The organism is Spirillospora albida (assembly GCF_000718255.1).
GTDB lineage: Bacteria > Actinomycetota > Actinomycetes > Streptosporangiales > Streptosporangiaceae > Spirillospora > Spirillospora albida.
The window spans coordinates 1-23,461 of the sequence record NZ_JOFJ01000023.1; the positions used below are offsets into that span (position 1 = coordinate 1).

General features: G+C 72.6%; 21 protein-coding genes. 13 read left to right on the plus strand and 8 right to left on the minus strand.

The window, feature by feature from the left end; translation table 11 throughout:
- Positions 1 to 295: 295 nt before the first annotated feature.
- A complete protein-coding gene (locus tag IE99_RS0124860) occupies positions 296 to 982 on the minus strand; it encodes a Uma2 family endonuclease (protein ID WP_245623339.1) in 687 nt (228 codons plus the stop codon).
- Positions 983 to 1,137: 155 nt separating this feature from the next.
- Here IE99_RS0124860 and IE99_RS0124865 point away from each other — a divergent pair, with 155 nt between their 5' ends.
- Positions 1,138 to 1,977 carry an SCO6745 family protein gene (locus tag IE99_RS0124865; protein WP_030175693.1) on the plus strand — a complete coding sequence of 280 codons (840 nt, stop codon included), beginning with the start codon at positions 1,138 to 1,140 and terminating at the stop codon, positions 1,975 to 1,977.
- 3 nt (positions 1,978 to 1,980) lie between these two features.
- Here IE99_RS0124865 and ftsH read toward each other — a convergent pair whose 3' ends face one another.
- Together ftsH and modA are read right to left on the minus strand one after the other, a co-directional pair.
- Positions 1,981 to 3,978: an ATP-dependent zinc metalloprotease FtsH gene (gene ftsH / locus IE99_RS0124870; protein ID WP_084219922.1), complete on the minus strand. Its 1,998-nt coding sequence runs from the start codon at positions 3,976 to 3,978 to the stop codon at positions 1,981 to 1,983.
- Positions 3,979 to 4,061: 83 nt separating this feature from the next.
- Entirely contained in the window at positions 4,062 to 4,832 is a 771-nt protein-coding gene (gene modA / locus IE99_RS0124875; RefSeq protein WP_030175697.1) for a molybdate ABC transporter substrate-binding protein, read from the minus strand.
- A 113-nt stretch (positions 4,833 to 4,945) separates the two neighbouring features.
- On the opposite strand from modA, the gene IE99_RS0124880 reads away from it, so the two are divergent.
- Positions 4,946 to 5,632 (plus strand): uracil-DNA glycosylase, encoded by a 687-nt coding sequence (locus IE99_RS0124880; RefSeq protein WP_030175700.1) that lies wholly within the window; start codon positions 4,946 to 4,948, stop codon positions 5,630 to 5,632.
- On the opposite strand, the gene IE99_RS0124885 is transcribed toward IE99_RS0124880, so the two are convergent.
- The 3 genes from IE99_RS0124885 to IE99_RS0124895 form a co-directional block, all read right to left on the minus strand.
- Complete coding sequence (locus IE99_RS0124885; protein ID WP_030175702.1) at positions 5,629 to 6,507, minus strand: 1,4-dihydroxy-2-naphthoate polyprenyltransferase; 879 nt, start codon at positions 6,505 to 6,507, stop codon at positions 5,629 to 5,631. The genes IE99_RS0124880 and IE99_RS0124885 overlap by 4 nt on opposite strands.
- 2 nt (positions 6,508 to 6,509) lie before the next feature.
- Positions 6,510 to 8,186 (minus strand): MFS transporter, encoded by a 1,677-nt coding sequence (locus IE99_RS0124890; RefSeq protein WP_245623334.1) that lies wholly within the window; start codon positions 8,184 to 8,186, stop codon positions 6,510 to 6,512.
- A gap of 98 nt (positions 8,187 to 8,284) precedes the next feature.
- Complete coding sequence (locus tag IE99_RS0124895; RefSeq protein WP_030175706.1) at positions 8,285 to 8,830, minus strand: GNAT family N-acetyltransferase; 546 nt, start codon at positions 8,828 to 8,830, stop codon at positions 8,285 to 8,287.
- Positions 8,831 to 9,033: 203 nt separating this feature from the next.
- On the opposite strand from IE99_RS0124895, the gene IE99_RS0124900 reads away from it, so the two are divergent.
- On the plus strand, positions 9,034 to 9,387 hold the full coding sequence (locus IE99_RS0124900) for a VOC family protein (RefSeq protein ID WP_030175708.1): 354 nt from the start codon (positions 9,034 to 9,036) through the stop codon (positions 9,385 to 9,387).
- 16 nt (positions 9,388 to 9,403) lie between these two features.
- Here the strand turns inward: IE99_RS0124900 and IE99_RS0124905 are convergent, their stop codons facing one another.
- The gene (locus IE99_RS0124905; RefSeq protein ID WP_030175710.1) at positions 9,404 to 10,777 is read right to left on the minus strand and encodes an aminotransferase-like domain-containing protein; all 1,374 of its coding nucleotides are present in this window, start codon (positions 10,775 to 10,777) and stop codon (positions 9,404 to 9,406) included.
- Positions 10,778 to 10,793: 16 nt separating this feature from the next.
- Here IE99_RS0124905 and IE99_RS0124910 point away from each other — a divergent pair, with 16 nt between their 5' ends.
- Positions 10,794 to 11,765: a DMT family transporter gene (locus IE99_RS0124910; RefSeq protein ID WP_245623335.1), complete on the plus strand. Its 972-nt coding sequence runs from the start codon at positions 10,794 to 10,796 to the stop codon at positions 11,763 to 11,765.
- 12 nt (positions 11,766 to 11,777) lie between these two features.
- On the plus strand, positions 11,778 to 12,803 hold the full coding sequence (locus tag IE99_RS0124915; RefSeq protein WP_037560062.1) for a hypothetical protein: 1,026 nt from the start codon (positions 11,778 to 11,780) through the stop codon (positions 12,801 to 12,803).
- A 4-nt stretch (positions 12,804 to 12,807) separates the two neighbouring features.
- Here IE99_RS0124915 and IE99_RS32120 read toward each other — a convergent pair whose 3' ends face one another.
- Positions 12,808 to 12,984: a hypothetical protein gene (locus IE99_RS32120; protein WP_157610485.1), complete on the minus strand. Its 177-nt coding sequence runs from the start codon at positions 12,982 to 12,984 to the stop codon at positions 12,808 to 12,810.
- A gap of 176 nt (positions 12,985 to 13,160) precedes the next feature.
- Here IE99_RS32120 and IE99_RS0124925 point away from each other — a divergent pair, with 176 nt between their 5' ends.
- The 8 genes from IE99_RS0124925 (at position 13,161) to IE99_RS0124960 (ending at position 23,139) form a co-directional block, all read left to right on the plus strand.
- Positions 13,161 to 14,174 (plus strand): glycoside hydrolase family 18 protein, encoded by a 1,014-nt coding sequence (locus tag IE99_RS0124925; protein WP_157610486.1) that lies wholly within the window; start codon positions 13,161 to 13,163, stop codon positions 14,172 to 14,174.
- Positions 14,175 to 14,328: 154 nt separating this feature from the next.
- Positions 14,329 to 14,526: a hypothetical protein gene (locus tag IE99_RS0124930; RefSeq protein ID WP_030175727.1), complete on the plus strand. Its 198-nt coding sequence runs from the start codon at positions 14,329 to 14,331 to the stop codon at positions 14,524 to 14,526.
- A 216-nt stretch (positions 14,527 to 14,742) separates the two neighbouring features.
- Positions 14,743 to 15,696, plus strand: coding sequence for a 4-hydroxy-tetrahydrodipicolinate synthase (gene dapA, locus IE99_RS0124935; RefSeq protein WP_051713199.1), 954 nt, complete (start codon positions 14,743 to 14,745; stop codon positions 15,694 to 15,696).
- Entirely contained in the window at positions 15,693 to 17,378 is a 1,686-nt protein-coding gene (locus IE99_RS0124940; RefSeq protein WP_030175733.1) for a ribonuclease J, read from the plus strand. Before dapA ends, IE99_RS0124940 begins: the two co-directional genes overlap by 4 nt.
- Positions 17,379 to 17,490: 112 nt before the next feature.
- Positions 17,491 to 20,148 carry a DNA translocase FtsK gene (locus IE99_RS0124945; protein ID WP_030175736.1) on the plus strand — a complete coding sequence of 886 codons (2,658 nt, stop codon included), beginning with the start codon at positions 17,491 to 17,493 and terminating at the stop codon, positions 20,146 to 20,148.
- Between the two features lie 160 nt (positions 20,149 to 20,308).
- A complete protein-coding gene (locus IE99_RS0124950) occupies positions 20,309 to 21,070 on the plus strand; it encodes a helix-turn-helix domain-containing protein (RefSeq protein ID WP_030175739.1) in 762 nt (253 codons plus the stop codon).
- 54 nt (positions 21,071 to 21,124) lie between these two features.
- Positions 21,125 to 22,555 (plus strand): 30S ribosomal protein S12 methylthiotransferase RimO, encoded by a 1,431-nt coding sequence (gene rimO, locus IE99_RS0124955; RefSeq protein ID WP_030175742.1) that lies wholly within the window; start codon positions 21,125 to 21,127, stop codon positions 22,553 to 22,555.
- A complete protein-coding gene (locus IE99_RS0124960; protein WP_030175744.1) occupies positions 22,552 to 23,139 on the plus strand; it encodes a CDP-alcohol phosphatidyltransferase family protein in 588 nt (195 codons plus the stop codon). Before rimO ends, IE99_RS0124960 begins: the two co-directional genes overlap by 4 nt.
- Positions 23,140 to 23,461: the final 322 nt, after the last annotated feature.

The following is a 23,461-nucleotide window of genomic DNA, read 5'->3' on the forward strand; positions in this document are numbered from 1 at the left end:
CCCCGAAAGCTACGAGGCCGGACTCCACCTGCGCGGAGCCATCATCTGGCTGCGCAGCCTCCCATCCCCCTCATGATCTGAACTACGAACAGGCCCTAGTGCGCCTGTCACCAACCCGGTGACGCAGGCGGCCGCCGCACTGGCGACGGAGAGCGCGCAGGAACCGCGGTTCACGCCCCGCGCGGCGGTGTGCGCCGCGCACCCGGCCTCGCTCCGCTCCCGCACGTCGCGGTGGCGGGTCTCCGCTCGTTCGGCGGATGGGGGATGCGGAGAAGACCGGGGCGCGTCGCGGGGCTCAGGCGCCGCCCTGCCAGGGCTCCCACTCGTCTGTGGGGATCTTGATGCCGAACGGTTCGGGGAGCCTGACGGTCCTCCCGAATTCCCAGCTCGCCGCCTCCCGGTATTCGCCGGAGGTCTTGTCGGGGTCGCTGAACAGTGTCGTCCGCGCCGCCTTGGGATCGCGGTCCACCAGCAGGTAGTACGGGATCCCGACCCGGGCGTACCCGTTCCACTTGGTGGGCACGGTCCGGCGCCGTCCGGGACGCCGGTCATCGGACGCGTTGGTGGGCGAGGTCACCTCGAGCACGAGTTCCAGGTACTGCGGAGGCACCTTCTTGATCTGTGCGGCTCGCGCCTGGCGGTCGTTCTCGCCGCTGAGCACGCAGAGGTCGGGGATGTATCCGTCGTGTATCTCGCTGAGAGACACGTCCTGCGAACCGATGTATCGCCACGGGAATGACCGATCGGCCATCTCGGCGGCGAAGAATCGCTGCTCGATGGTGCGGATGATGGCGTTGTGGGCATAGTCCGGCCCTGGTGACACGATGATCTCCCCACCGATGATCTCGACACGGGTGCCGTCGTGGGGAAGATCGAGAAGGTCAGCGAGCTCGTCCCGCATCCAGAGGTTGTAGGGGGTGTCGGGGAGCTCGTGGTGGTGGTGGCTAGTGGCAAGGATGCTCACTTTGGGCGACTCCTCCATCACGTTCGGCTCCCCACACTGTAGAGACGGTGCGTAGTCAGCGTACCCAGAATGCGTGATCCCGGCCGGAATCCACGCGGGTGTGGATTGTCCGGTCGGCCCCGCGGGCCTTAGCTTCGCATGCGGAGCGTCGGCTTCGGGAAGGATGGTGTGGAATGGGCGACTCGGTGGCACGGGACATGTGGCTGGTGGTCGAGCCGCTGCACGCGGTGACCTACTTCGCGCCGGAGTGCCTGGCGGCGCATCGGGAGGTCGGGCTCAAGGGCTTCTGGATGGGCTACTTCGGCGGGCGCGCGGCACCCCTCGGGGCGGCCCCGGCCGGTGTCGTCGAGGCGACGTTCTACGGGTTCCACCCCGCGCGGGTGCGGCGCGCCGTGCCGGACGCATGGGGGTTCGCCTCGCCGGAGGACATCCTGCGGGTGCGGGGGACCGCCGCCGCCGCGGTGCTCAGGCGGCTCGCGCCCGGGATCGACGGGGTGGCCGCGTCCGCCGCCGCGCAGCTGGCGCGGGCCGTGGCCGCCGCGGACGGGGGCGGGCGCCCGCTGTTCGCGGCGAACCGTGACCTGGACGTCCCGGACGACCCGGTGGAGGCGCTCTGGCTGATGTGCACCGCCCTGCGTGAGCATCGCGGCGACGGCCACAACGCGCTGCTCGCGGCCGAGGGGCTGAGCGGCCTGGAGGCGAACGTGCTGGCGTCCGCCGTCGGCACCGTTCCCGCGCAGCGGCTTCGCGACAGCCGTGGCTGGTCCGAGGAGGAGTGGGACGCGGCGGCGGAGGCGCTGGCCGGGCGAGGGCTCGTGCGGGGGCCGGACGCGACGGGCGCCGGGCGTGATCTGCGCGCGTCCATCGAGGACCGCACCGACGCCCTGGCCGCGCCGCCCTACCGTGCCCTGGACGATCCCGAGGCGCTGTACGGCATGCTCGTCCCGTTCGCGCGGGCGGCGGCGGACGAGATGCCCTTCCCGAACCCGATCGGCCTGCCCCGCCCCTCCTGACGTCTATTTCGTCATGGGGACGGGGCGGGGGATGCTCGCGGCGGCATAGGCGGCGGCCTCGTCCAGGGTCTCCTCCTCCAAGAGGACGGCTGCCAGGGAGTCCAGCTTGTCGCGGTGGGAGCGGAGGGTCTCCAGGGCCTCGGCGTAGCACTCCTCGACGATGCGGCGGGCCTCGATGTCGACGATGTCGAGAGTGCCCTGCGCCGCGTACTGGCCCATCGCCTCCATGCCTTCTGGAGGCAGGATCGACAGGGGGCCCACGCGGGCGGACATGCCCCACCGGCCCACCATGCCGCGGGCCAGCCGGGTGACCTGTTCCAGGTCGCTCTCGGAGCCGGTGGTGACGACGCCGAAGACGAGCTCCTCGGCGGCCATGCCGCCGAGGGCGCCGATGATGCGGCCGCGGAGGTACTGCTCGTCGTAGGCGTAGCGGTCGCTCTCGGGGGTGGAGACGGTGACGCCGAGGGCGCGGCCGTGCGGGACGATCGTGATCTTGCGGACGGGGTCGGCGCCGGGGTGGAGCATGCCGAGGAGGCCGTGGCCCGACTCGTGGTAGGACGTGCGGCGGCGCTCCTCGTACGGCATGACGAGGGACCGGCGGGTGCCGAGCTGCACCTTCTCCAGGGCGGAGTGGAAATCGGCCATGTCGACCGCGTCCTTGCCGCGCTTCACGGCCAGGAGCGCGGCCTCGTTGACGAGGTTGGCGAGCTCGGCGCCCGTCATGCCGGGGGTCATTTTGCCGATCGCGGGGACGTCGGCGTCGGCGGCGAGGGGGACGTCGCGGGTGTGGACGCGCAGGATCGCGATGCGGCCGTCGAGATCGGGCGCGGAGACGGCGACCTGGCGGTCGAAGCGGCCGGGCCGGAGCAGGGCGGGATCGAGGATGTCGGGACGGTTCGTGGCGGCGACGACCACCACCCCCTCGGAGCCGGAGAAGCCGTCCATCTCGGTCAGGATCTGGTTGAGGGTCTGCTCGCGCTCGTCGTGCCCGCCCATGGTCGCGCCGCTGCCGCGCGCCCGGCCGATGGTGTCGACCTCGTCGATGAAGATGATGGACGGGGCGGTCTTGCGGGCCTCGGTGAACAGCTCGCGGACGCGGGCGGCGCCGACGCCGACGACCATCTCGATAAACTCCGACGCGGCGGCGGAATAGAACGGGACGTCGGCCTCGCCGGCGACGGCGCGGGCGAGGAGGGTCTTGCCGGTGCCGGGCGGGCCGGTGAGCAGGACGCCGCGGGGGACGCGGGCGCCCATCCGGCGGTACTTGCCGGGGTCCTTGAGGAAGTCGACGATCTCGCTGAGCTCCGCCTCGACCTCGTCGATGCCGGCGACGTCGGCGAACGTGGCGCGCCGTTCGTCCTGCGCGACGGGTTTGGGGGAGCGGCCGAAGCCGCCCATGAGGCCGCCGCCCCCGGTCATGCGGCGCTGGAGCCACACCATGACGCCGATCCACAGACCGACGAACAGGAGGGTGGGCAGGAGGGAGAGCAGCAGGTTGGCGACGAACCCCCGGTCGGGCTGCGCGGGTTTGGCCTCCACCTCGACGCCCTGCTTGACCAGCTCCGAGTAGATCTTGTCGTCGGCGAACGCGGGGCGGAGCGTCTCGAACATGGTGTAGGTCTCGCCCTCGCGCCCCGGGAAGGGCCGCGCCTTCTTGAACCGCCCTTGGATCTGGTAGCCCTTGGTGTAGACCTGCTGGACGTTCCCGGCCGTCACCTGCTGGGTGAACGACGTGTACGGGATCGTGACGCGCTCCTGCTTTCCCGTGATGTGCATCGAGACGAAGCTGAGCCCGAAGACGAGCAGCAGGAGCAGCCAGAACAGCCAGGTGTTGCGGGACGGCTTCCAGCCGCCGAGACCGCGGCGCTCCTCCGGGACGCCCTCGGTGCGCCAGGGATGCTCGGCGTCGCTGCGGGGCGGGACGGGCTGGCGCCGGTCGGCTTCGGGCCGGCGGGTCTCGTTCGGTTCCGATGCGGGTCGCAGGGACGGCACGGTCGACATTCCCCCCATCACAGACGCGGCCCGGAGCGCTCATGATCTGCCCTGGCCGGTGCCCCCGAAACGGGCACGTCTCCGAGCGTTCCCTACCGCGCCGCGGGCGGCGTCACGAATCCGTACTTGTGGAAAAGTCTTTGCGCGGCCGGTGTGACCAGCCATGACACGAACGCGCCGGCCGCCTCTTCATGATCGCCGTCCCGGACGGCGGCCGCCGGGAAGCTCGCCGTCACGTTGCGGTCGGCCGGGATCGGGACGCTGCTCGCCGCCGCCCCCGCCGACGCGAGGTCGGTGACGTAGACCAGTCCCGCGTCGGCCTCGCCGGCACGCACCCGGTCCAGCACGGCGCGCGCGCTGATCTCCTCCGAACTCCACCTGACGGTCAGTCCCGCCCCCGCGAGGACGCTCCGCGTGTACCGGCCCACCGGGACGATCGCGGCTCCCCCCACCACGCGCAGCCCGGGGCGGGTCAGATCATGCAGGCCGCGGATGCGCCGGGGGTTGCCGGGGGCGACCGCGATGGTCAGCGATGTGTGCGCGATGACGCGGCGGCGTCCGGTGAGGTACCGGCGCGCCTTGTGCATCGTGGTCTGGTCCGCGGTGACGAGCACGTCGCCCGCTCCGCGTTCGGGCAGCCGGTCCGCCATCTCCTGCGAGCCGCCGTACTCGAACCGCAGTCTCACGCCCGGGTGGTCGTGCCGGTAGGCGGCCTCGATCTCGCCGAACACCTCGCTGAGGGACGCGGTCGCCAGCACGGTGAGCGTGACGGGGCCGTCCGGTCCGCCGCAGCTCGTGGACGGGAGGAGCAGGGCGACCAGGGCGAACGCGCGCACGCGCCGCCATCGGGGGGAGTCCGGCATGTGCGCTGATCCTAGAGGAGCCCGAGCGGATCCCGGAGGAGGACGCGGGGTGTCGGTGAGGGCCGTTAGTGTTTCCGGCGACTGGTGAACCCCCTTCCCCGGAGGCCTGGACGATGTCCCTCGACCTGATGGAACTGCTGCCCGGCGACTGGCGGGAGCGGCTCGACCCGCTGCTCGACCCGATCGCCACGGCGGCGCTGGGCGCGTTCATGGCGGGGGAGTACGCCGAGCAGATCGTGTACCCGCCCAGGGAGGACCTGTTCAACGCCTTCCGGCACTGCCCCTATGGAGCGGCCCGCGTCCTGATCCTGGGCCAGGACCCGTACCACGGCCCGGGGCAGGCGCACGGCCTCAGCTTCAGCGTGAGGGACGGGGTGCGCCTGCCGCCGTCCCTGCGCAACATCTACAAGGAGCTCGCGGCGGACCTCGACATCCCGCCGGCCGCGTCCGGTGACCTGACCCCGTGGGCGGATCAGGGCGTCCTGCTCCTCAACGCGGTGCTGACGGTGCGCGCCGGCGAGGCCGGGGCGCACGCCGGGAAGGGCTGGGAGGAGTTCACGGACGCGGCGATCCGGGCGCTGAACGACAAGGCGGAGCGGGTCGTGTTCGTCCTGTGGGGCGCGTACGCGCGCAAGAAGGCCCGCCTGATCACGGGCGCGCACCACACGGTGATCGAGTCGGCGCACCCGAGTCCGCTCAGCGCGAAGAAGTTCTTCGGGACGCGCCCGTTCAGCGCCGTGAACAAGGCCCTCGCGGACGCGGGGCGCCCCGAGATCGACTGGAACCTGAACCGCCCCTAGAGGGCGAGGCCCACGGCCAGCAGCACGCCGTAGACGATCTGGAGGCGGCCGGTCTCGCCCAGCACCGGGATGAGGGCGGGGCCGGTCGCGCCGTTCAGCACCTTCTGCGTCGGCGGCACCGACAGCGGTGCGGCGAGCAGCGCGATCAGCGCCCACGGGTGCGGCGCCGCGAGGACGAGGACGGCCATGAACGGCAGCGAGGTGCACACCGCGTACAGGATCCGGGTCCACCGGTCGCCGAGGACGACGGCGAGGGTCCGCTTGCCCGACTCCCGGTCGGTGGGGATGTCGCGGAGGTTGTTCGCGACGAGCAGCCCGCAGGCGAGCAGCCCGATCGGCACGGCGGCCGCCCACGCCTCCCACGGGAGGCGTTCGATCTGGACGTAGACGGTCCCGACGACGGCGACGAGGCCGAAGAACACGAACACGGAGATCTCGCCGAGTGCCCGGTAGCCGTACGGGGTCTTCCCGCCGGTGTAGAACCAGGCGGCGAGGATCGCGAACGCCCCGATGAGCAGCAGCCACCATGTCGTGGCGGCGGCCAGCACCAGGCCCGCGACGGCGGCGGCGAGGAAGGCGGCGAGGGCCGCGGCGAGCACCTGTCCCGGTTTGGCGGCGCCGGAGCCGACGAGGCGCAGCGGGCCGACGCGGTCGTCGTCGGTGCCGCGGACGCCGTCGCTGTAGTCGTTGGAGTAGTTCACCCCGATCTGCAGGACGAGCGCGACGAACGCGGCGAGGAGCGCCCGCCACCAGACGGCGCCGCCCCCCGGGGAGTCGTCGCCGATGGCGATGCCCGTGCCGACGGCGACGGGCACGAGGGACGTGGGCAGGGTGCGGGGCCGGGATCCGGCGACCCATTGGGCGAGCGTTGCCACGGTTACCGCTTGTTCTCCTGGGCTATGGGGGGCTGGGGGTTCGATTCTCCCGGACGGCGGGCACCGCTCGGGCGCAGCCGCAGGGACAGCGCCAGCCCGAGCGCGAGGATCGCGGCGGTGGTGAGGGCGGCGCCGCGGGTGGCGTCGGCGAGGCTGGCGTCTGCGGCGTGGGCGGCGGCGTCCATCCCGGGAGCCGCGTGCAGGTCGCGTCCGTAGGTGCCGGCGCTCTCCCGCAGGTTGTGCGTGATGGCGGCCTGCTTCTCCGGGGGGAGCGCGGTGGTCTCGAGACGGTCGCCCATGGCGTGCCCGAGGCCGGTCGCGAACACCGTTCCGATGAGGGCGATGCCGAGCGCGGCGCCGATCTGCCGTGCTGTGGACTGGGTACCGGACGCCTGGCCGGCGCACGCGGTCGGAACGTCCGCGAGAGAGACGTTGGTCAGCTGCGCGGAGGTGAGGCCGAGGCCGAGGCCGTACAGCAGCATCCAGGGTGCGAGCCCGAGCCCGCCCGTGGTGGCGGAGACGGTGAGGGCGAGCCCGAGGACGGCGACGACCTCCAGGACCATGCCCGACTGGACGACCCGGTGCGCGCCGCGCCTGTTCGCGAGCCGCCCCGCGCAGCCCCCCGACAGGAAGGCGCCCGCCGCGAGCGGCAGGAGCGCGACGCTGATCTGCAGCGGCGACGTCCCGTGCACGCCGAGCAGGAACAGCGGCAGGATGAACACCAGGCCGAGCTCGCCGACGTTGATGAGCGCCGAGGCGAGGTTGCCGTGCCGGAAGTTCGGGATGCGCCACAGGGTGAGGTCGAGCATCACCGGACGCCCCGCGGCGGCCCGTGCGCGCTCCACGACCAGCAGGGCCGCGAGGAGGACGATCCCCATCGCGAGGACGACCGGGACGGGTGACAGTCCCGTGGCCGGCCAGCCGAAACCGGCGATGGAGAAGGGGCGCGTGGCCGTCCACCACCCGTAGGTCTGGCCCTCGATCAGACCGCACACCAGCGCGCCGAACCCCAGCGCGGACAGCGCGGCGCCCGGCCAGTCGATCCCCCGGAGCCCGCCCGCGACCCGCTCCCGCGTCTCCGGCATGAGGACGACCGCCCCGGCGAGCAGCGCGAGCCCGACCGGCAGGTTGACGCCGAAGGCCCAGCGCCAGCCGCCGACCGCGGCGAGCACGCCGCCGGCGAGCGGTCCGAGCGCCGCCATGCCGCTGATGAGCGAGCCCCAGATCCCGAACGCGACGGCGCGGTCCCGGCCGGTGAACACCGCGTTCACCGTGGACAGCGTCGCCGGCATGATCATGGATGCGCCGACGCCCTGCAGCGCCCGCGCGCCGATCAGCGCGCCGCTTCCGCCGGCCAGGGCCGCGGCGACGCTCGCGACGGTGAAGACCGCGACGCCCAGCACGAACACGCGGCGCCGCCCGAACAGGTCGCCCGCCCGGCCGAAGGGGATGAGCAGCGCGGCGAACACGAGCGCGTACACGGAGGTGATCCACTCGGCGTCGCTCGTGGTCAGCCCGAGGTCGGTGACGATGCGGGGCAGCAGGACGCCGACGATCGTGGCGTCCACGACGATGAGCGAGACGCCGAGACTCATGACGATCATGCCGAGCCAGCGACGGCGTCCGGCGGCGGCCGCGGCCGCGGGGCGCGGCGGCGTCAGAGAGGTGGACTCGGGCACGGATCCAAACATAGGCCCGGATCAGGAGTGACTCTCACCGACCCCCGCGCCGGCACGTCCGGTGACCGGGGAGGCTCCGGTACGCGCGGCGCGCCGGCTCAGCCGGGTGCGCTGATGTCGGTGTGGAGGCGGATCTGGCGGACGGGGTCGCCCATGTCGAGGGTGCGGGCGGTGCCGTCGGGGGCCCAGCCGGCGGAGCCGAGGAAGGAGCGCATGACCTCGTCGTCCTCGAACGTCCAGGTGATGAGCGTGCCGGTGCCGTCGTCGCGGAGGAGGTCGACGGTGGCGGCGAGCAGCCGGCTGCCGTGGCCGGCTCGGGCGTGCAGCGGGTCGACCAGCAGGGCGACCAGCTCGGCGGTGGTGGCGGGATCGGTGTCGTCGTCCTCGGCGGGGGCGTGCGCGGCGAACCCGACGACGAGGTCGGACGCGACGGCCGCGACCAGCCGGTGCCGGGGGCTCGGCGGGGACGCCGCGGCCTCGGCCCACCGCTCCCGCCACGCCTCCCGCGCCTCCTCGCTCGTCACCCGGTCGAGGACGGCGCCGGGCAGGAGGTCGCGGTAGGCCTGCCGCCACGTCCGCACCTGGATGTCGGCGATCGCGGCGGCGTCGGCGCGGCGTGCGGGCCGCACCCCAACGTCGGGCATGAGCGTGCACGTCCTCTCGTCCGGGATCACCCAACTGTAGAGGCAGCCGGGCCGTCCGGGGGGCGGTGCCGAACGCGGGAACGCCCGGCTGGCCCAGGAGACGAGCGCCGGACGGGACACTCCGCCGTACGACAGGCTTCGCGCACTGCCACGGCGATGCCCTTCAACGTTTCACCGGTGGTCGAATACGGGAGGAGATAACGATGACTCCGAAGGTGGGCAACATCGCCATCGACTGCAATGACCTGGAAGCCATGACCGCGTTCTGGGGGACGCTCCTCGACCTCAAGACGACGTCGCGCAGCGACGACTGGATCGACCTGGAGCCGTTGGGAGAGGGCGGTCCCGTCCTGTCGTTCCAGAAGGTCCCGGAGAGCAAGTCGGGCAAGAACCGGCTGCACTTCGACCTGGACGTGCCCGACATCCACGCGGCGGGGGAACGCGCCCGCGAGCTGGGCGCCACGCCTGCGGGGGCGCCGATGGGCGACGACCCCGACTCGCCCTTCCAGGTCTGGCGCGACCCGGAGGGCAACGAGTTCTGTTTCGTGACCGCCTAACCGCGCATGACGGCGGCTAACCGCGCATGACGGCGGCCAGCCGGCGGACGCCCTCCGCCAGATCGGCCTCTGAGGGTGCCGTGGCGTAGCCGAGCCGCAGGTAGGAGCCCTGCGGCTCGGCGGGGAAGAAGGGCCGCCCGGCGCTGACCAGGACCCCCTCGCGGAGTGCGGCCTCCGCCAGGGCGACGTCGTCCACGCCGTCCGGAAGGCGGACCCACAGGTGGAGGCCGCCTTCCGGACGGCTCGCCCGCAGCTCCGGCAGCTCCTTCGCCAGGGCCGCGCGCAGGGCGTCCCGGCGCGCGCGCAGCGCCGTCCGGACGGCGCGCAGGTGCCGTGCCCAGCCGGGGGAGCTGACCAGTTCGAGGACGGTCTCCTGCAGAGGGCGGGCCGGGAAGAACTCCTCGACCAGCTGCGTCGCGCGGATCCGTTCCGCTACCGGTCCCCGCGCGATCACCGCGGCCACCCGCAGGCTCGGCGCGGTGGCCTTCGTCAGGGACGCGATGTGGACGACGCGCCCCGAGTCGTCCGCGGCGATCAGCGGCGGCGGGGCGGCCTCGATGCCGAGATGCCGTGCGAAGTCGTCCTCGACGACGAAGGCGCCCGCCGCCCGCGCCGCGTCCAGGACCCGCACGCGCCGCTCGGGGGCCAGCACCGCCCCCGTCGGATTGTGGAAGGTGGGCTGGCAGTAGAAGGCGCGGGCGCCGCTCACCGCGAACGCCTCGGCGAGCAGGTCGGGGCGGACGCCGTCCGCGTCGACGGGGACGGGCACCGGGTGCAGCCCGCTCGCCCGCGCGATCGACAGCACGCCGAGGTAGGTCGGCGACTCGACGAGCAGGGGCGCGCCGGGCGGCAGCAGCGCCCGCAGGACGGTCGTCACCGACTGCTGCCCGCCGCCGGTGATGAGCACGTCGGCGGGCGCGACGCCGCCGCCGACCGTCCGGGCGAACCAGGCGCGCAGCTCCGGGACGCCGCCGAGCGGCGGGACCGCCCAGGCGTCCGGGCGGCGGGCGGCGCGCGCGGTGGCGGTCGCGAGGGCGCGCGCCGGCTGCAGGGACGGGTGCAGGTAGCCGCCGCTGAGCGGGACGACCCCCTCGGGCGGCGGGTTCAGCAGCCACGCCACCCCGGCGGGGTCGACCGCGCGGTCGCCGAGCGCGACGGCCTGCCAGCCGACGTCGCCCGGCTCCCGGCCGGCGGGCGGCCGCTCGGCGGCGAACGCGCCGCTGCCCGGACGGGTCACGACGAGGCCCTCGGCGGCGAGCAGCCCGAGCGCGCGCGACACCGTGACCGGGCTGACCCGGTGCCGCGCGACCAGCGAACGGCTGGACGGGAGCCGCTCGCCCGGTTCCAGCCCGGCCACCTCGGCCCGCAGGGCGGTCGCCAGGGCGGACACACTGCTATCGTGGTGCATGGAGAGCCAGGGTAGCGCTACTACAGAACGGTCGATAGCGGCGGGCGGATTCGGGCTCGCCTCGCTCGGCATGGTGATCTATTCGTTCACCTTCCCGGCGACCGTGTTCGCGCTGGACGGCTTCGACCCCTACCTGATCGGCATCGGCCGCGCCGGTATCGCGAGCGTCCTGGCCGCGATAGCACTGCTCGCCGTTCGCGCGCGTCCGCCGCGGCGCCGGGATCTCGGCGGCCTGCTGCTCGTCGGTGCCGGAGTGGTCTTCGGCTTCCCGGTGCTGACGACCCTGGCGCTCGACCGGGGCGCCTCGTCCGGGCACGCGGCCGTCGTGATCGGGCTGCTGCCCGCCGCCACCGCCGTGTTCGCCGTGCTGCGCGCGGGCGAGCGGCCCTCCGGCGGCTTCTGGCTTGCGGCGGCGGCCGGAGCGGCCTGCGTCACCGGCTTCACGCTCGTCCAGGGAGCGGGCCGGGCGACGCCCGCCGACCTGCTGCTGTTCGGGGCGCTGATCGCCGCGGCGGTCGGCTACACCGAGGGCGGCCGGCTCGCCCGCGCCATGCCCGGCTGGCGCGTCATCTCCTGGGCGCTCCTGCTGACGGTTCCCGCGACCGTCCCGCTCACCGCCTGGCTCTACGCGACGACCGGTCCGCAGTGGACGGGACGCTCCGCGCTCGGTCTCGGCTACGTCGCCGTGTTCTCCGCCTACCTCGGCTTCTTCGCGTGGTACGCGGGCCTCGCGCGGGCCGGGATCGCGCGTGCGGGTCAGGTTCAGCTCGCTCAGCCCGTCCTGACGCTCGTCTGGTCGGCGCTGCTCCTGGCCGAGCCCGTCGGCCTGGCGACGGCGGCGGGCGCCGTGGGGGTGCTCGTCTGCGTCGCGCTCACGCAGCGCACGCGCGTCCGCCGGGAGGGCGCCCCGGCCCTTGCATCATGTGACACTTTCGCGCACGATGGGAGGGAGAGCGTCACAACGCCGTGACAGGAGCCGTGCATGGCCGACATGCCGACCGTTCCGGAGGGCGGGTTCTGGCCCGCCCCCGAGATCCCGCAGCCGAACATCTACCCGATGGAGTGGCGGGTGGAGACCGAAAAACTCGCCGCCATCTACGAGAAGTCCAAGCGCATGGTCTGGAATCCCGCGGACCTGCCCTGGGACGGCATCCGTCCCGAGGACTTCACCCCGGAGCAGCGGCTCGGGATCATGTACTGGTTCGCCGTCCTGGCCAACTTCGACGCGTCCGGCCCGGCCGTGTTCGCGCGCGCGACGATCCACGCGTTCGAGCAGCACGAGGAGGACCCGGTCCGCAAGTGCTTCTTCTCCATCACGCGGGACGAGATGAACCACGAGGAGTGCTGCCAGCGCACGATCGCGAGGCTCTGGCCCGGCGGTCCACTCGACTGGAGCCCGGAGACGGACCTGGAGAAGGCCGCCCACAACAACATCGGCTGGCTCTACCACAACGGCGGCCGCTACTGGCAGGGCTACAACAGCGCCGTTCGCAAATACTCGCTCGCCGTCCTGTTCACCAGCTTCATGATGGGGGAGATGGCCGCGTCCACCCTGTTCCGGGGAATGGCCTCGGGGACGCGGCACCCCGTCTTCGGCGAGATGTTCAAGAAGATCGGCCGGGACGAGTCGCGCCACCTCCAGATCTGCATGACGATTCTGGAGAACGAGTGGCCTGGCCTCACCGAGGACGTCAAGGGTCAGATCACCAAGCAGCTCCGCGCCGGTTTCGTTTTCCTGTCGATGATCCTGTGGGAACCGCCGGACGGCTTCTGGGATCTGCCGCCCTACTTCCTCCACAACCACCGCGTGCTCATGGACCACGCGCGGGACGCCGGACTCGGCGTCCTGTCGTTCGAGGAGCAGGCGGAGAACTGGAAGCTGGCCATTGCCCGCGTCCGCGCGATCGTGGAGCGGTGGGGCATCGAATTCCCCGCCATCCCCGAACTCGACATCTCCGGTGTGGAAGTGAGCTTCATCGATCCGGAGGACATCATCCCGGTGTTCTGAAGCCTCAGTCCTTGACGATCGATGCCAGGAGCGTCACGACCGCCAGCCCGACGCCGATGGGGACCGCGGCAGAGGGGTTCATGGCGCACAGTCCCGCCGCGCCGCCCGCGATGATCAGGATGACAAGGGCGCGCGTGGTGATCAGGGGCTTGGGCTCGATCTGATTCGGACGTACACGCATGTCACTCGACCTCCAATCCCCCGTGATCGGGTTCACGGCCTGTTACCGGTATGATTCCCCCAATGTCAACCCCGCGAGCGCGCTGCGCAAAACGATGATCGATTCATGGACAAGGCATGGTCGTGACATGGTGGACAGGGGGTAGAAGTACCCGTTTCATCAGCCATCATTGTTGAATGTCGCGGATCTTGTGGATTGCGGGGCGGTGGACGGCTTGGGCGATCGCGTACGTCGCGGGCCTGATGGCCCTCGTCCTGGCCGGGGCCTGGGTGTGGTGGCAGCCCGATCCCAAGGCGGGCGGGACGGAGGCCAACGCGCTGTGGGCGCGCCACCAATGGGTGGGGGAGAGCCACACCGAGGAGGAGTACCGCGCGTTCGGTGAGCTGCTGAAGAGGCACCGCATCACCGACGTGTTCTTCCACGCCGGCCCGTTCGAGCCGGACGGGACGGTGCCGGAGTCCAGGCACCGCAACGCGAGGCGGCTCATCGCGGCCCTCCGCGAGCACGCGCCGGGCGTGCGCGCGCAGGCGTACCTCGGCCAGATCCGCGTGGTGGAGGACGAAGGCGTCATCGACCTGGACGACCCCGCCGTCCGCGCGCGCGTCCTGAAGACCGACGAGAAGTTCCTCGATCTGGGCTTCGACGGGATCCACTACGACTTCGAGCCCATCTACCCCGACGACGAATCGTTCCTCGAGCTCATGGAGCGGACGCGCGAGCTGACCCGGGCCCGGGGCAGGCTGCTGTCGGTCGCGCTGGAGCAGCCGCCCCTCTTCGACCGGCTCCAGCCCGTCTACAAGGCCCTCGTCCCGCGCACGGGCACCGTCCACCACCCGCCGCGTCCGACGAAGGAGTTCCTGCGGGCCGTGGCCGACCGCGCCGACCAGGTCGCGATCATGACCTACGACGTGTCGCTGCCGACGCGATCCCTCGCCGGCTGGCACTTCGCCCGGCACACCCGCGCGACGCTGGAGACCATCGGCGACCGGGTGACCGTGTTCATGGGCGTCCCCACCTACCGGCCGCTCATGGAGTGGGCGGAGACCCTGGACGTCGCGCTGCGCGGCGTCCGGCGCGGCGTCGACGACCTGGACCGGCCGCCGGCGCGGCCGTACGGGGTCGGGGTCTATGCCGACTGGACGACGAAATCGGGTGAATGGGACCGGTTTCGCCGTAACTGGCTGCCCTGAACGACAGCAGGACTTGGCTGTTGGGAAAGCCCCGCGATGACGTTCGGCTTTCCGTGTCCGCGCAGGTCAGGGGGGTTGGATAGGCGCGAACCGGCGGGGTAGGCATCGACCCGTGAACCAGATCCGGCGATGGGTCGAGTGGGGAGCGAGGCCGATGAGCATTCAGCAGGCCGCGTGGCGGGACGCCGACACGCTCAGCGAACTGGCAGCCGAGTTCACCGGCTGGCGGATCGGACGGGGCGGATCCGGGCAGTGGTGGGCCGTCCGGGGCAACGACCTCGTCCGGACGCCCTGCGTCGAGGAGCTGCGGCTCCGGCTGCAGGAGCTCATCGCCGCCGGCGCCCCGGGTTGATCCGTCGCCCGGCCCGGCGGGCTTTCCCCCATCGAGTCCGGGAAGTGGCCGGAGTGCCCCCGTAACGGGCGGTTCGCGTGCCACGATGAGTGGAGGGAGCCGCCGCCACGCGTACCCCCGAGCGTGTGGCGGCGGCTTCTCCCGTCCCGGATCCGGCCGCGGCCGAGCCGGACCTGCGGGTCCGAGCGCGGGGGCCGGAACGGTACCGTTCGTTGCATGGCACCCAGCACAACTCCCGACGCCCCGTTCGGACGGCTGCTGACCGCGATGGTCACCCCGTTCACGCCCGACGGCGGCGTCGACTACGACGGCGCCGCGCGCCTCGCGACCCACCTGGTCGACGAGCGGCGCCACGACGGTCTCGTGGTCAGCGGGACCACCGGTGAGTCGCCCACGACGAGCGACGCCGAGAAACGGGACCTCCTGCGCGCGGTGGTCGACGCGGTCGGCGACCGCGCGGTCGTCGTCGCCGGTGCCGGGACGAACGACACCGCGCACAGCCTGGAACTCGCCCGGCAGGCCGAGGCCGCCGGCGCGCACGGGCTGCTCGTCGTCACGCCGTACTACAACAAGCCCCCGCAGGAGGGGCTGCTGGCGCACTTCCGGGCCGTCGCCGACGCGACCGGCCTGCCGACCATGCTGTACGACATCCCGGGCCGCGCCGGGGTGCCGATCGAGGGCGACACGCTGCTGCGGCTCGCCGAGCACCCCCGGATCGTCGCCGTGAAGGACGCCAAGGGCGACCTCTTCGGCGCGTCCCGGGTGATGGCGGCGACCGACCTCGTCTGGTACTCCGGCGACGACAACCTCAACCTGCCGTGGCTGTCGGTGGGCGCCGCCGGGTTCGTCAGCGTGATCGGGCATCTCGTGGGCACCGAGCTCCATGAGATGATCGACGCATACCGCGCCGGTGAGCATGGGCGGGCGCTGGAGATCCACCGGCGGCTGCTGCCCGTGGTCACCGCGATCATGACCCGTACGCAGGGCGCCATCGCCGTGAAGGCGGCGCTGCGACTGCTCGGCCTGCCCGGTGGCGGCCCGCTGCGCGCGCCGCTGGCCGAGGCCGGGCCCGAGTTCGCCGAGCGCCTGCGTGCGGACCTGACGATTGGGGGAGTCACCGTGCCCGACGCAGCAGTGCCGCACGACACCGTCCGGGAGGCCGCCCGGTGAGCCATCCCCACCCGGAGCTCTCGTCCCCGCCCGCCCCGGCCGAGGGCGCCCTGCGCATCGTCGCGCTCGGCGGGCTCGGGGAGATCGGCCGCAACATGACCGTGTTCGAGTTCGGCGGGCGACTGCTCGTCGTCGACTGCGGTGTCCTGTTCCCGGAGACCGAGCAGCCCGGAATCGACCTGATCCTGCCCGACTTCGAGTACATCCGGGACCGCCTGGACGACATCGAGGCGGTCATCCTGACGCACGGCCACGAGGACCACATCGGGGCCGTCCCGTTCCTGCTGCGCGAGCGCCGCGACATCCGGCTGGCCGGTTCGAAGCTGACGATGGCGCTGCTCGAGGCCAAGCTGACCGAGCACCGCATTCAGCCGGTCACCGAGGTCGTCGCCGAGGGCGACCGGCGCACGTTCGGCCCGTTCGAGATCGAGTTCCTGGCCGTGAACCACTCGATCCCGGACGCGCTCGCCCTCGCGATCCGCACGCCCGCCGGGACCGTCCTGCACACCGGCGACTTCAAGATGGACCAGCTGCCGCTGGACGGCCGGCTCACCGACCTGCCCGGCTTCGCGCGGCTCGGCGCCGCCGGCATCGACCTGCTGATGTCCGACTCGACGAACTCCGAGGTCCCCGGTTTCGTCACCAGCGAGCGCGACATCGGCCCGGTCGTGGACGACGTGTTCCGCACCGCGCAGGCCCGGCTGATCGTGGCCTGCTTCGCCTCGCACATCCACCGCGTCCAGCAGGTCCTCGACGCCGCCGTGGCGAACGGCCGCAAGGTCTGCTTCGTCGGGCGGTCGATGGTCCGGAACATGGGCGTGGCGCGGGAGCTCGGCTACCTGAACGTCCCCGAGGGCGTCATGGTCGAGCAGCGCGACCTGGACGACATCCCCGGCGACCGCCTGGTCCTGGTGTGCACCGGGTCGCAGGGCGAGCCGATGTCGGCGCTGTCGCGGATGGCGAACCGCGACCACTCGATCCGCATCACCGAGGGCGACACCGTGCTGCTGGCGTCCTCGCTGATCCCCGGCAACGAGAACGCCGTGAACCGCGTCATCAACGGCCTCACCCGATGGGGCGCGCGGATCGTCCACAAGGGCAACGCGCTCGTGCACGTGTCCGGGCACGCCTCGGCGGGCGAGCTGCTGTACGTGCTGAACATGGTCAAGCCCCGCAACTTCATGCCGATCCACGGCGAGTGGCGGCACCTGCGGGCGCACGCGAAGCTGGCGTCGCTCACCGGAGTGCCGGACGAGCGGATCGTCATCGCCGAGGACGGCGTCGTCGTCGACCTCGCCGGCGGCGAGGCGAAGATCGTCGGCGCGGTCCCCGCGGGCTACGTGTACGTGGACGGCCTGTCGGTCGGCGAGGTCACCGAGACCTCCCTGAAGGACCGGCGGATCCTCGGCGAGGAGGGCTTCATCTCCATCGTCATCGGGATCGACACGACGTCCGGGAAGGTCGTGGCCGGGCCGGAGGTGCACGCCCGCGGCGCCGGCATCGTCAACGCGGACTTCGCCGAGGTCGTCTCGCGGATCGAGACGGTGATCGGGGAGGCCGCGGCCGACGGGGTGACCGAGCTCCATCAGCTGGGCCAGCTCGTCCGCCGTACCGCGGGCAAGTGGGTCAGCGACAACTACCGCCGCCGCCCGATGATCGTCCCGGTGATCGTCGAGGTGTGATCGGGCCCCGGAGCCCGGACGGGGTCACCGGGCGGCCGCGCGCGGCCGCCCGGTGACACGCCCGTGCCCGGGATCCCCGGATCCGCGCCCGATCTTGGTTAGTCTCGTCATCATGGCCACACGTGCGTCCGGAGGAGCGAAAAGCACTTCGCGTGCCGGCGGCGGCGCGGCCCGCAAACCCCCCGGACAGGCCCCCCGCAAGCGGCCGGGCACGGCCGCGAAGGCCGGCGCGAAGCCGCGCGCGGGGAGCGGCGGGGGCCGCGGCAAGGGCCGCCCCCCGCAGCGGCCCGACCCGATCCCGCAGGCGATCCTCGGCTTCTTCAAGCTCCTGTTCAGGCTGTACCAGCTCGCGGCCGTCGCGGTCGGCTCGCTCTTTCGCGCCTACGGCGACGGCGCCCGCGGCCTCGACCCCGAGCACCGCCGCGACGGGCTCGGGCTCGCGCTGCTCGGCTCGTCGATCGTGCTGGCCTCCGTGACCTGGTTCCGCCCCGACGGCGTGGTCACGATCGCGCTGGAGAAGGTCGTCCGCGGCGGTCTCGGCATCATCGCCATGGGGCTGCCCGTCCTGCTGGCGCTGCTGGCGTGGCGGACGCTGCGGCATCCCGAGCACCACGACGACACCGGACGCGTCGTCATCGGCGTCAGCGCGCTCGGCGCCGGTGTGCTCGGCGTCCTGCACGTCTCGGCGGGCATCCCGTCGCCCGCGAAGGACATGGACGGCGTCCGCGAGGCGGGCGGCGTCCTCGGCTGGCTGGTGTCGGCGCCGCTGGAGGCGGCGCTGAGCGGCTGGGTGGCCGTCCCGCTGCTGCTGCTCCTGTCCGGGTTCGGGCTGCTCGTGGTGACCGCGACGCCGATCGCGAAGGTCCCCGAGCGCGTCGCCGACCTGTGGGCGATGGCGACGCTGCAGGGCCGTCCGGCGCACCGGGAGGACGACGCGCCGCAGGCCGCCCCCGCGAAGCGGCGCCGCAAGGGCGCGAAGGCGTCCGGCGAGGAGGGCGACCTCGAGGTCGGCGAGCACTCCAAGCCCTACGACACGCCGCTGCTCGACGGGAAGGCGGGCAGGGCGAAGGCGGGCGGGGCGAAAGAGGACGGCGACGACCGCCCGCGCCGCGACCTCGCCGACGAGCTGTTCGACCCCGACCCGTTCGGCGCGGACGTTCCGCCGCCCGCCGAGCCCGCCGACGACGCGTTCCCGCCGCCCCCCGAACCGGACGGGCCGGCCGAAGGCCCGGTGCTCCCCGAGGTCCGCGACCCGACGCCCGCGCCGCGCGCCTCCGAGCAGCTGCCGCTGTCGTCGTCCGGCGAGGTCTACCTACTGCCGGAGCCCGCGGCGCTGCGCCCCGGAAGCGTCGCCAAGCCGCGCACCAAGGCCAACGACACCGTGGTGAGCGCCCTGACCGGGGTGCTGGAGCAGTTCGACATCGACGCGCAGGTCACCGGGTTCACCCGGGGCCCGACGATCACCCGGTACGAGATCGAGCTCGGCCCGGCGGTGAAGGTCGAGAAGGTCACCGCGCTCACCCGCAACATCGCGTACGCGGTGAAGAGCGCCGATGTGCGGATCATCTCCCCGATCCCCGGCAAGTCGGCGATCGGCGTCGAGATCCCGAACGTCGACAAGGACATCGTCAGCCTCGGCGACGTCCTGCGCTCGCCGGCCGCGACGAACGAGCACCACCCGATGATCGTCGGCCTCGGCAAGGACGTCGAGGGACGCACGGTCGTCGCGAACCTCGCGAAGATGCCGCACATCCTCATCGCGGGCGCGACCGGCGCGGGCAAGTCGACCTGCATCAACGGGCTCATCACGTCGGTCCTGATGCGGGCCACGCCGGACGAGGTCCGCATGATCCTCGTCGACCCCAAACGGGTCGAGCTCACGATGTACCAGGGCATCCCCCACCTCATCACCCCGATCATCACGAACCCGAAGAAGGCCGCCGAGGCCCTCGACTGGGTCGTCGGGGAGATGGACCGCCGCTACGACGACCTCGCCGCGTCCGGGTTCCGGCACATCGACGACTTCAACAAGGCGGTGAAGGCGGGCCGGCTCACCGCGCCGCCCGGCAGCGAGCGCGTCTACACCCCCTACCCCTACATGCTCGTCATCGTGGACGAGCTCGCCGACCTCATGATGGTGGCGCCCCGCGACGTCGAGGACTCCGTCGTCCGCATCACCCAGCTCGCCCGCGCCGCCGGCATCCACCTGGTGCTCGCGACGCAGCGTCCGTCGGTGGACGTCGTGACCGGCCTCATCAAGGCGAACGTCCCCTCCCGCCTGGCGTTCGCGACGTCCTCGCTGGCCGACAGCCGCGTCATCCTCGACCAGCCGGGCGCGGAGAAGCTCGTCGGGCAGGGCGACGCGCTGTTCCTGCCGATGGGCGCGAGCAAGCCGATGCGCATCCAGAACGCGTACGTCTCGGAGAAGGAGATCCACCAGGTCGTCGACCACTGCAAGGCGCAGATGGAGGCGGACTACCGCGACGACGTCGCCGCGTCCGGCGCGCCGAAGAAGGAGATCGACGAGGAGATCGGCGACGACATGGACCTGCTCGTCCAGGCGATCGAGCTGGTCGTGTCGACGCAGTTCGGGTCGACCTCGATGCTGCAGCGCAAGCTGCGCGTCGGGTTCGCGAAGGCGGGCCGGCTCATGGACCTGATGGAGAGCCGCGACATCGTCGGCCCGAGCGAGGGCTCGAAGGCGCGCGACGTCCTGGCCAAGCCGGACGACCTGCCGAAGGTGCTCGCGGAGCTGCGCGGCGCCGGCTGATCCCGGGCCCCGGGCGTCGCGGTACCTCTGGGGGCGTTGTGAATGATGCAGAATCTTGCCCGGTTTGACACGTGTTGGCCGTCGCTCTTCGGGCATGGCGGTTCCTAGACTGGTGCGACGGGGGCATCGGGGTCGTTCACTCGCTCGAAGGAGGCTCGGCGTGAGCATCGGTGAGACCTTGGCGGAGGAGCGCGAGCGGGCCGGTCTCTCGGTGACCCAGGTGAGTCTCCAGACGCGGATCCGGGAGACGGTCATCCGCCGCATGGAGGCCGACGACTTCGCGCTCTGCGGCGGCAACTTCTACGCGCGCGGGCACATCCGCAGCATCAGCCGCGTCATCGGCATCGATCCGGAGCCGCTCGTCGCGGAGTTCGACGCGGCCCACGGCGGCGCCCCGCAGCCCGTGTCGGCGGTCTCGGCGTTCGAGCCGGAGCGCCCGGTCGAGTTCCGGGAGCGCCGCTCCCCGAACTGGACCGCCGCGATGGCGCTCGCCCTCGCCCTCGTGATGGTCTACGTGGTCGTCCAGATCGCGGGAGGGGGCGGCGGGCCAGAGCGGCGCACCGCGCGGCCGGTCGCCGGCACGCCCGCGGCGGCCCCCTCGCCCTCCGCGTCCCCGACCGCGCCCGCCGCGAAGAAGCCCGGCGCGGCCCCCTCGCCCGCGGCGCGCACGCGGGTGGAACTCGCCGTCCAGGTGAAGCGGCGGACGTGGTTCAACGTGCGCGGCGACAACGGCAGGCCGCTGTTCTCCGGCATCCTCGCCCCCGGCGACGAGCGCGCGTGGACCGCGAAGAAGAAGATCACCGTGGTGCTGGGGATCGGCGGCTCCGTCGAGATGACCGTCAACGGCAAGGACATCGGCGCCCCCGGCGACGACCGGGGCGTCCACCGGGTGACGTTCACGCGGTCCGATCCCGAATCCTGATCCGACGGCCGGGGCCTGGTCGGGACGGCCGTGCGCGCCCATTACCTTAGAGGGATGTCCACTCGCCGCAAGGTCTCCCTCATCACGCTCGGCTGCGCCCGCAACGAGGTCGACTCCGAGGAGCTCGCCGCGCGCATCGAGGACGCCGGCTGGGACCTGACCGAGGGCGGCGACGGCGCCGACGTCGTGGTGGTCAACACCTGCGGCTTCATCGAGGCGGCCAAGAAGGACTCGATCGACACGCTGCTCGCCGCGCACGGCTCCGGCGCGAAGGTCGTCGCCGCGGGCTGTATGGCGGAGCGGTACGGCCGGGAGCTCGCCGAGGCCCTCCCGGAGGCCGACGCGGTCATCGGCTTCGACGACTACACGGCGATCGGCGACCGGCTCGACGACGTCATGGCGGGCCGCCGGCACGACTCCCACGCGCCCCGCGACCGCCGCACCCTGCTGCCGATCAGCCCGGTCGAACGGACGGCCGCGGCCGTCGCGATCCCGGGCCACGGCCCCGACCTGCCCGAAGGCGTGGCCCCCGCCTCCGGCCCCCGGGTGCTGCGGCGGCGCCTCGGCGGCGGTCCGGTCGCGCCGCTGAAGCTCGCGTCCGGCTGCGACCGGCGGTGCACGTTCTGCGCGATCCCGGCCTTCCGCGGCGCCTACGTGTCGCGGCCCCCGGGGGAGGTCCTCGAGGAGGCCCGCTGGCTCGCCGGGCACGGCGTCCGCGAACTGGTCCTCGTCAGCGAGAACTCCACGTCATACGGCAAAGACCTCGGTGACCTGCGGGCCCTGGAGAAGCTGCTGCCGGGCCTCGCCGCCGTCGACGGAATCGAGCGCGTCCGGGTGAGCTACCTGCAGCCCGCCGAGACCCGGCCGGGCCTCATCGAGGCGATCTGCGGGACGCCCGGCGTCGCCCCCTACTTCGACCTGTCGTTCCAGCACGCGAGCGGGCCTGTGCTGCGGTCCATGCGCCGGTTCGGCGACCGCGAGCGGTTTTTGGAGCTGCTCGACCGGGTCCGGGAGCTGGCACCGGACGCGGGTGTCCGGTCCAACTTCATCGTCGGGTTCCCCGGCGAGACCGAGGACGACTTCGAGGAGCTGGCCGCGTTCCTGTCCGCGGCGCGCCTCGACGCCGTCGGCGTTTTCGGCTACTCCGACGAGGAGGGCACCGAGGCCGCCGGGCTCGACGGCAAGCTCGACCCGGAGGAGGTCGCCGCCCGCGTCGAGGAGCTGTCGATCCTCGCGGACGAACTGACCGCGCAGCGCGCCGAGGACCGCATCGGCACCGAGATCCGCGTCCTCCTGGAGGAGAAGACCGACGGCGGCGCCTTCGAGGGCCGCGCCGAGCACCAGGCCCCCGAGGTCGACGGGACGGTACTCGTCCGGGGCGCGGGCCTCGCGCTCGGCGAGATCGTCGCGGCGCGGGTCACCGGCGCCGAGGGCGTCGACCTGATCGCGGACGCCCTGCCCGGCCCGGCCGCGGACGCGCCATGATCGCGGGTACGCCCGAACCGGTGGCGGGCGCCTCCGAGCCGCCCGCCGCGAGCGTCTACAACGTCGCGAACGCGCTCACCATGCTGCGGATCGTGCTCGTCCCGCTGTTCGTCTGGCTGCTGTTCCTGGACGGCACGGCCTGGCGGCTCGCCGCGTTCGCCGTCTTCGCGCTCGCATCGATCACCGACAAGGTCGACGGCGACCTGGCGCGGGCGCGCGGGCTGGTCACCGACTTCGGCAAGATCGCCGACCCGATCGCCGACAAGGCCCTGACCGGCGCCGCGCTGGTCAGCCTGTCGATCCTGGGCGAGCTGTGGTGGTGGGTGACCATCATGATCATGGTCCGCGAGATCGGCATCACGCTGCTGCGGTTCGTCGTCATCCGCTACGGCGTCATCCCGGCCAGCAAGGGCGGCAAGCTGAAGACGATGCTGCAGGTCCTCGCCATCGGCTTGTTCATCCTGCCCGGCCCGCTCGACCCGCTGCGCTGGGCGCTGATGGCCGCCGCGCTCGTCGTCACCGTCGTGACCGGCGTCGACTACGTCGTCCGGGCGTGGCGGCTGCGCCGCGCCGGCCGCCCCTAGGAACGCCCGTGGACTTCACCTCCCCCGAGGTGGGCGCCACCCAGTCCTCACCCGGCCGGGAGGTCCGCTCGTCCCGGTGATGCAGCGCGCCTATGCCCGCCGCTGCGGTGCCGTCCTGCGCCGCCTGGCTGCTCGCTAGCGGCACTCCGGCCACTTGTCAGCGCGCCGAAAGGCCGCGGGATCGCGCCCACCCCGGTCGCGATCCCGCGGCCCGCTTCTGTGCCGGCACGTCGATTATGTCAACGCCGCGGACGTCCCGATGCACGGGGAAATGAGTTCTGACTCACACGGTGACCCATCGCCTCAGGTGGGACGGGCCGTC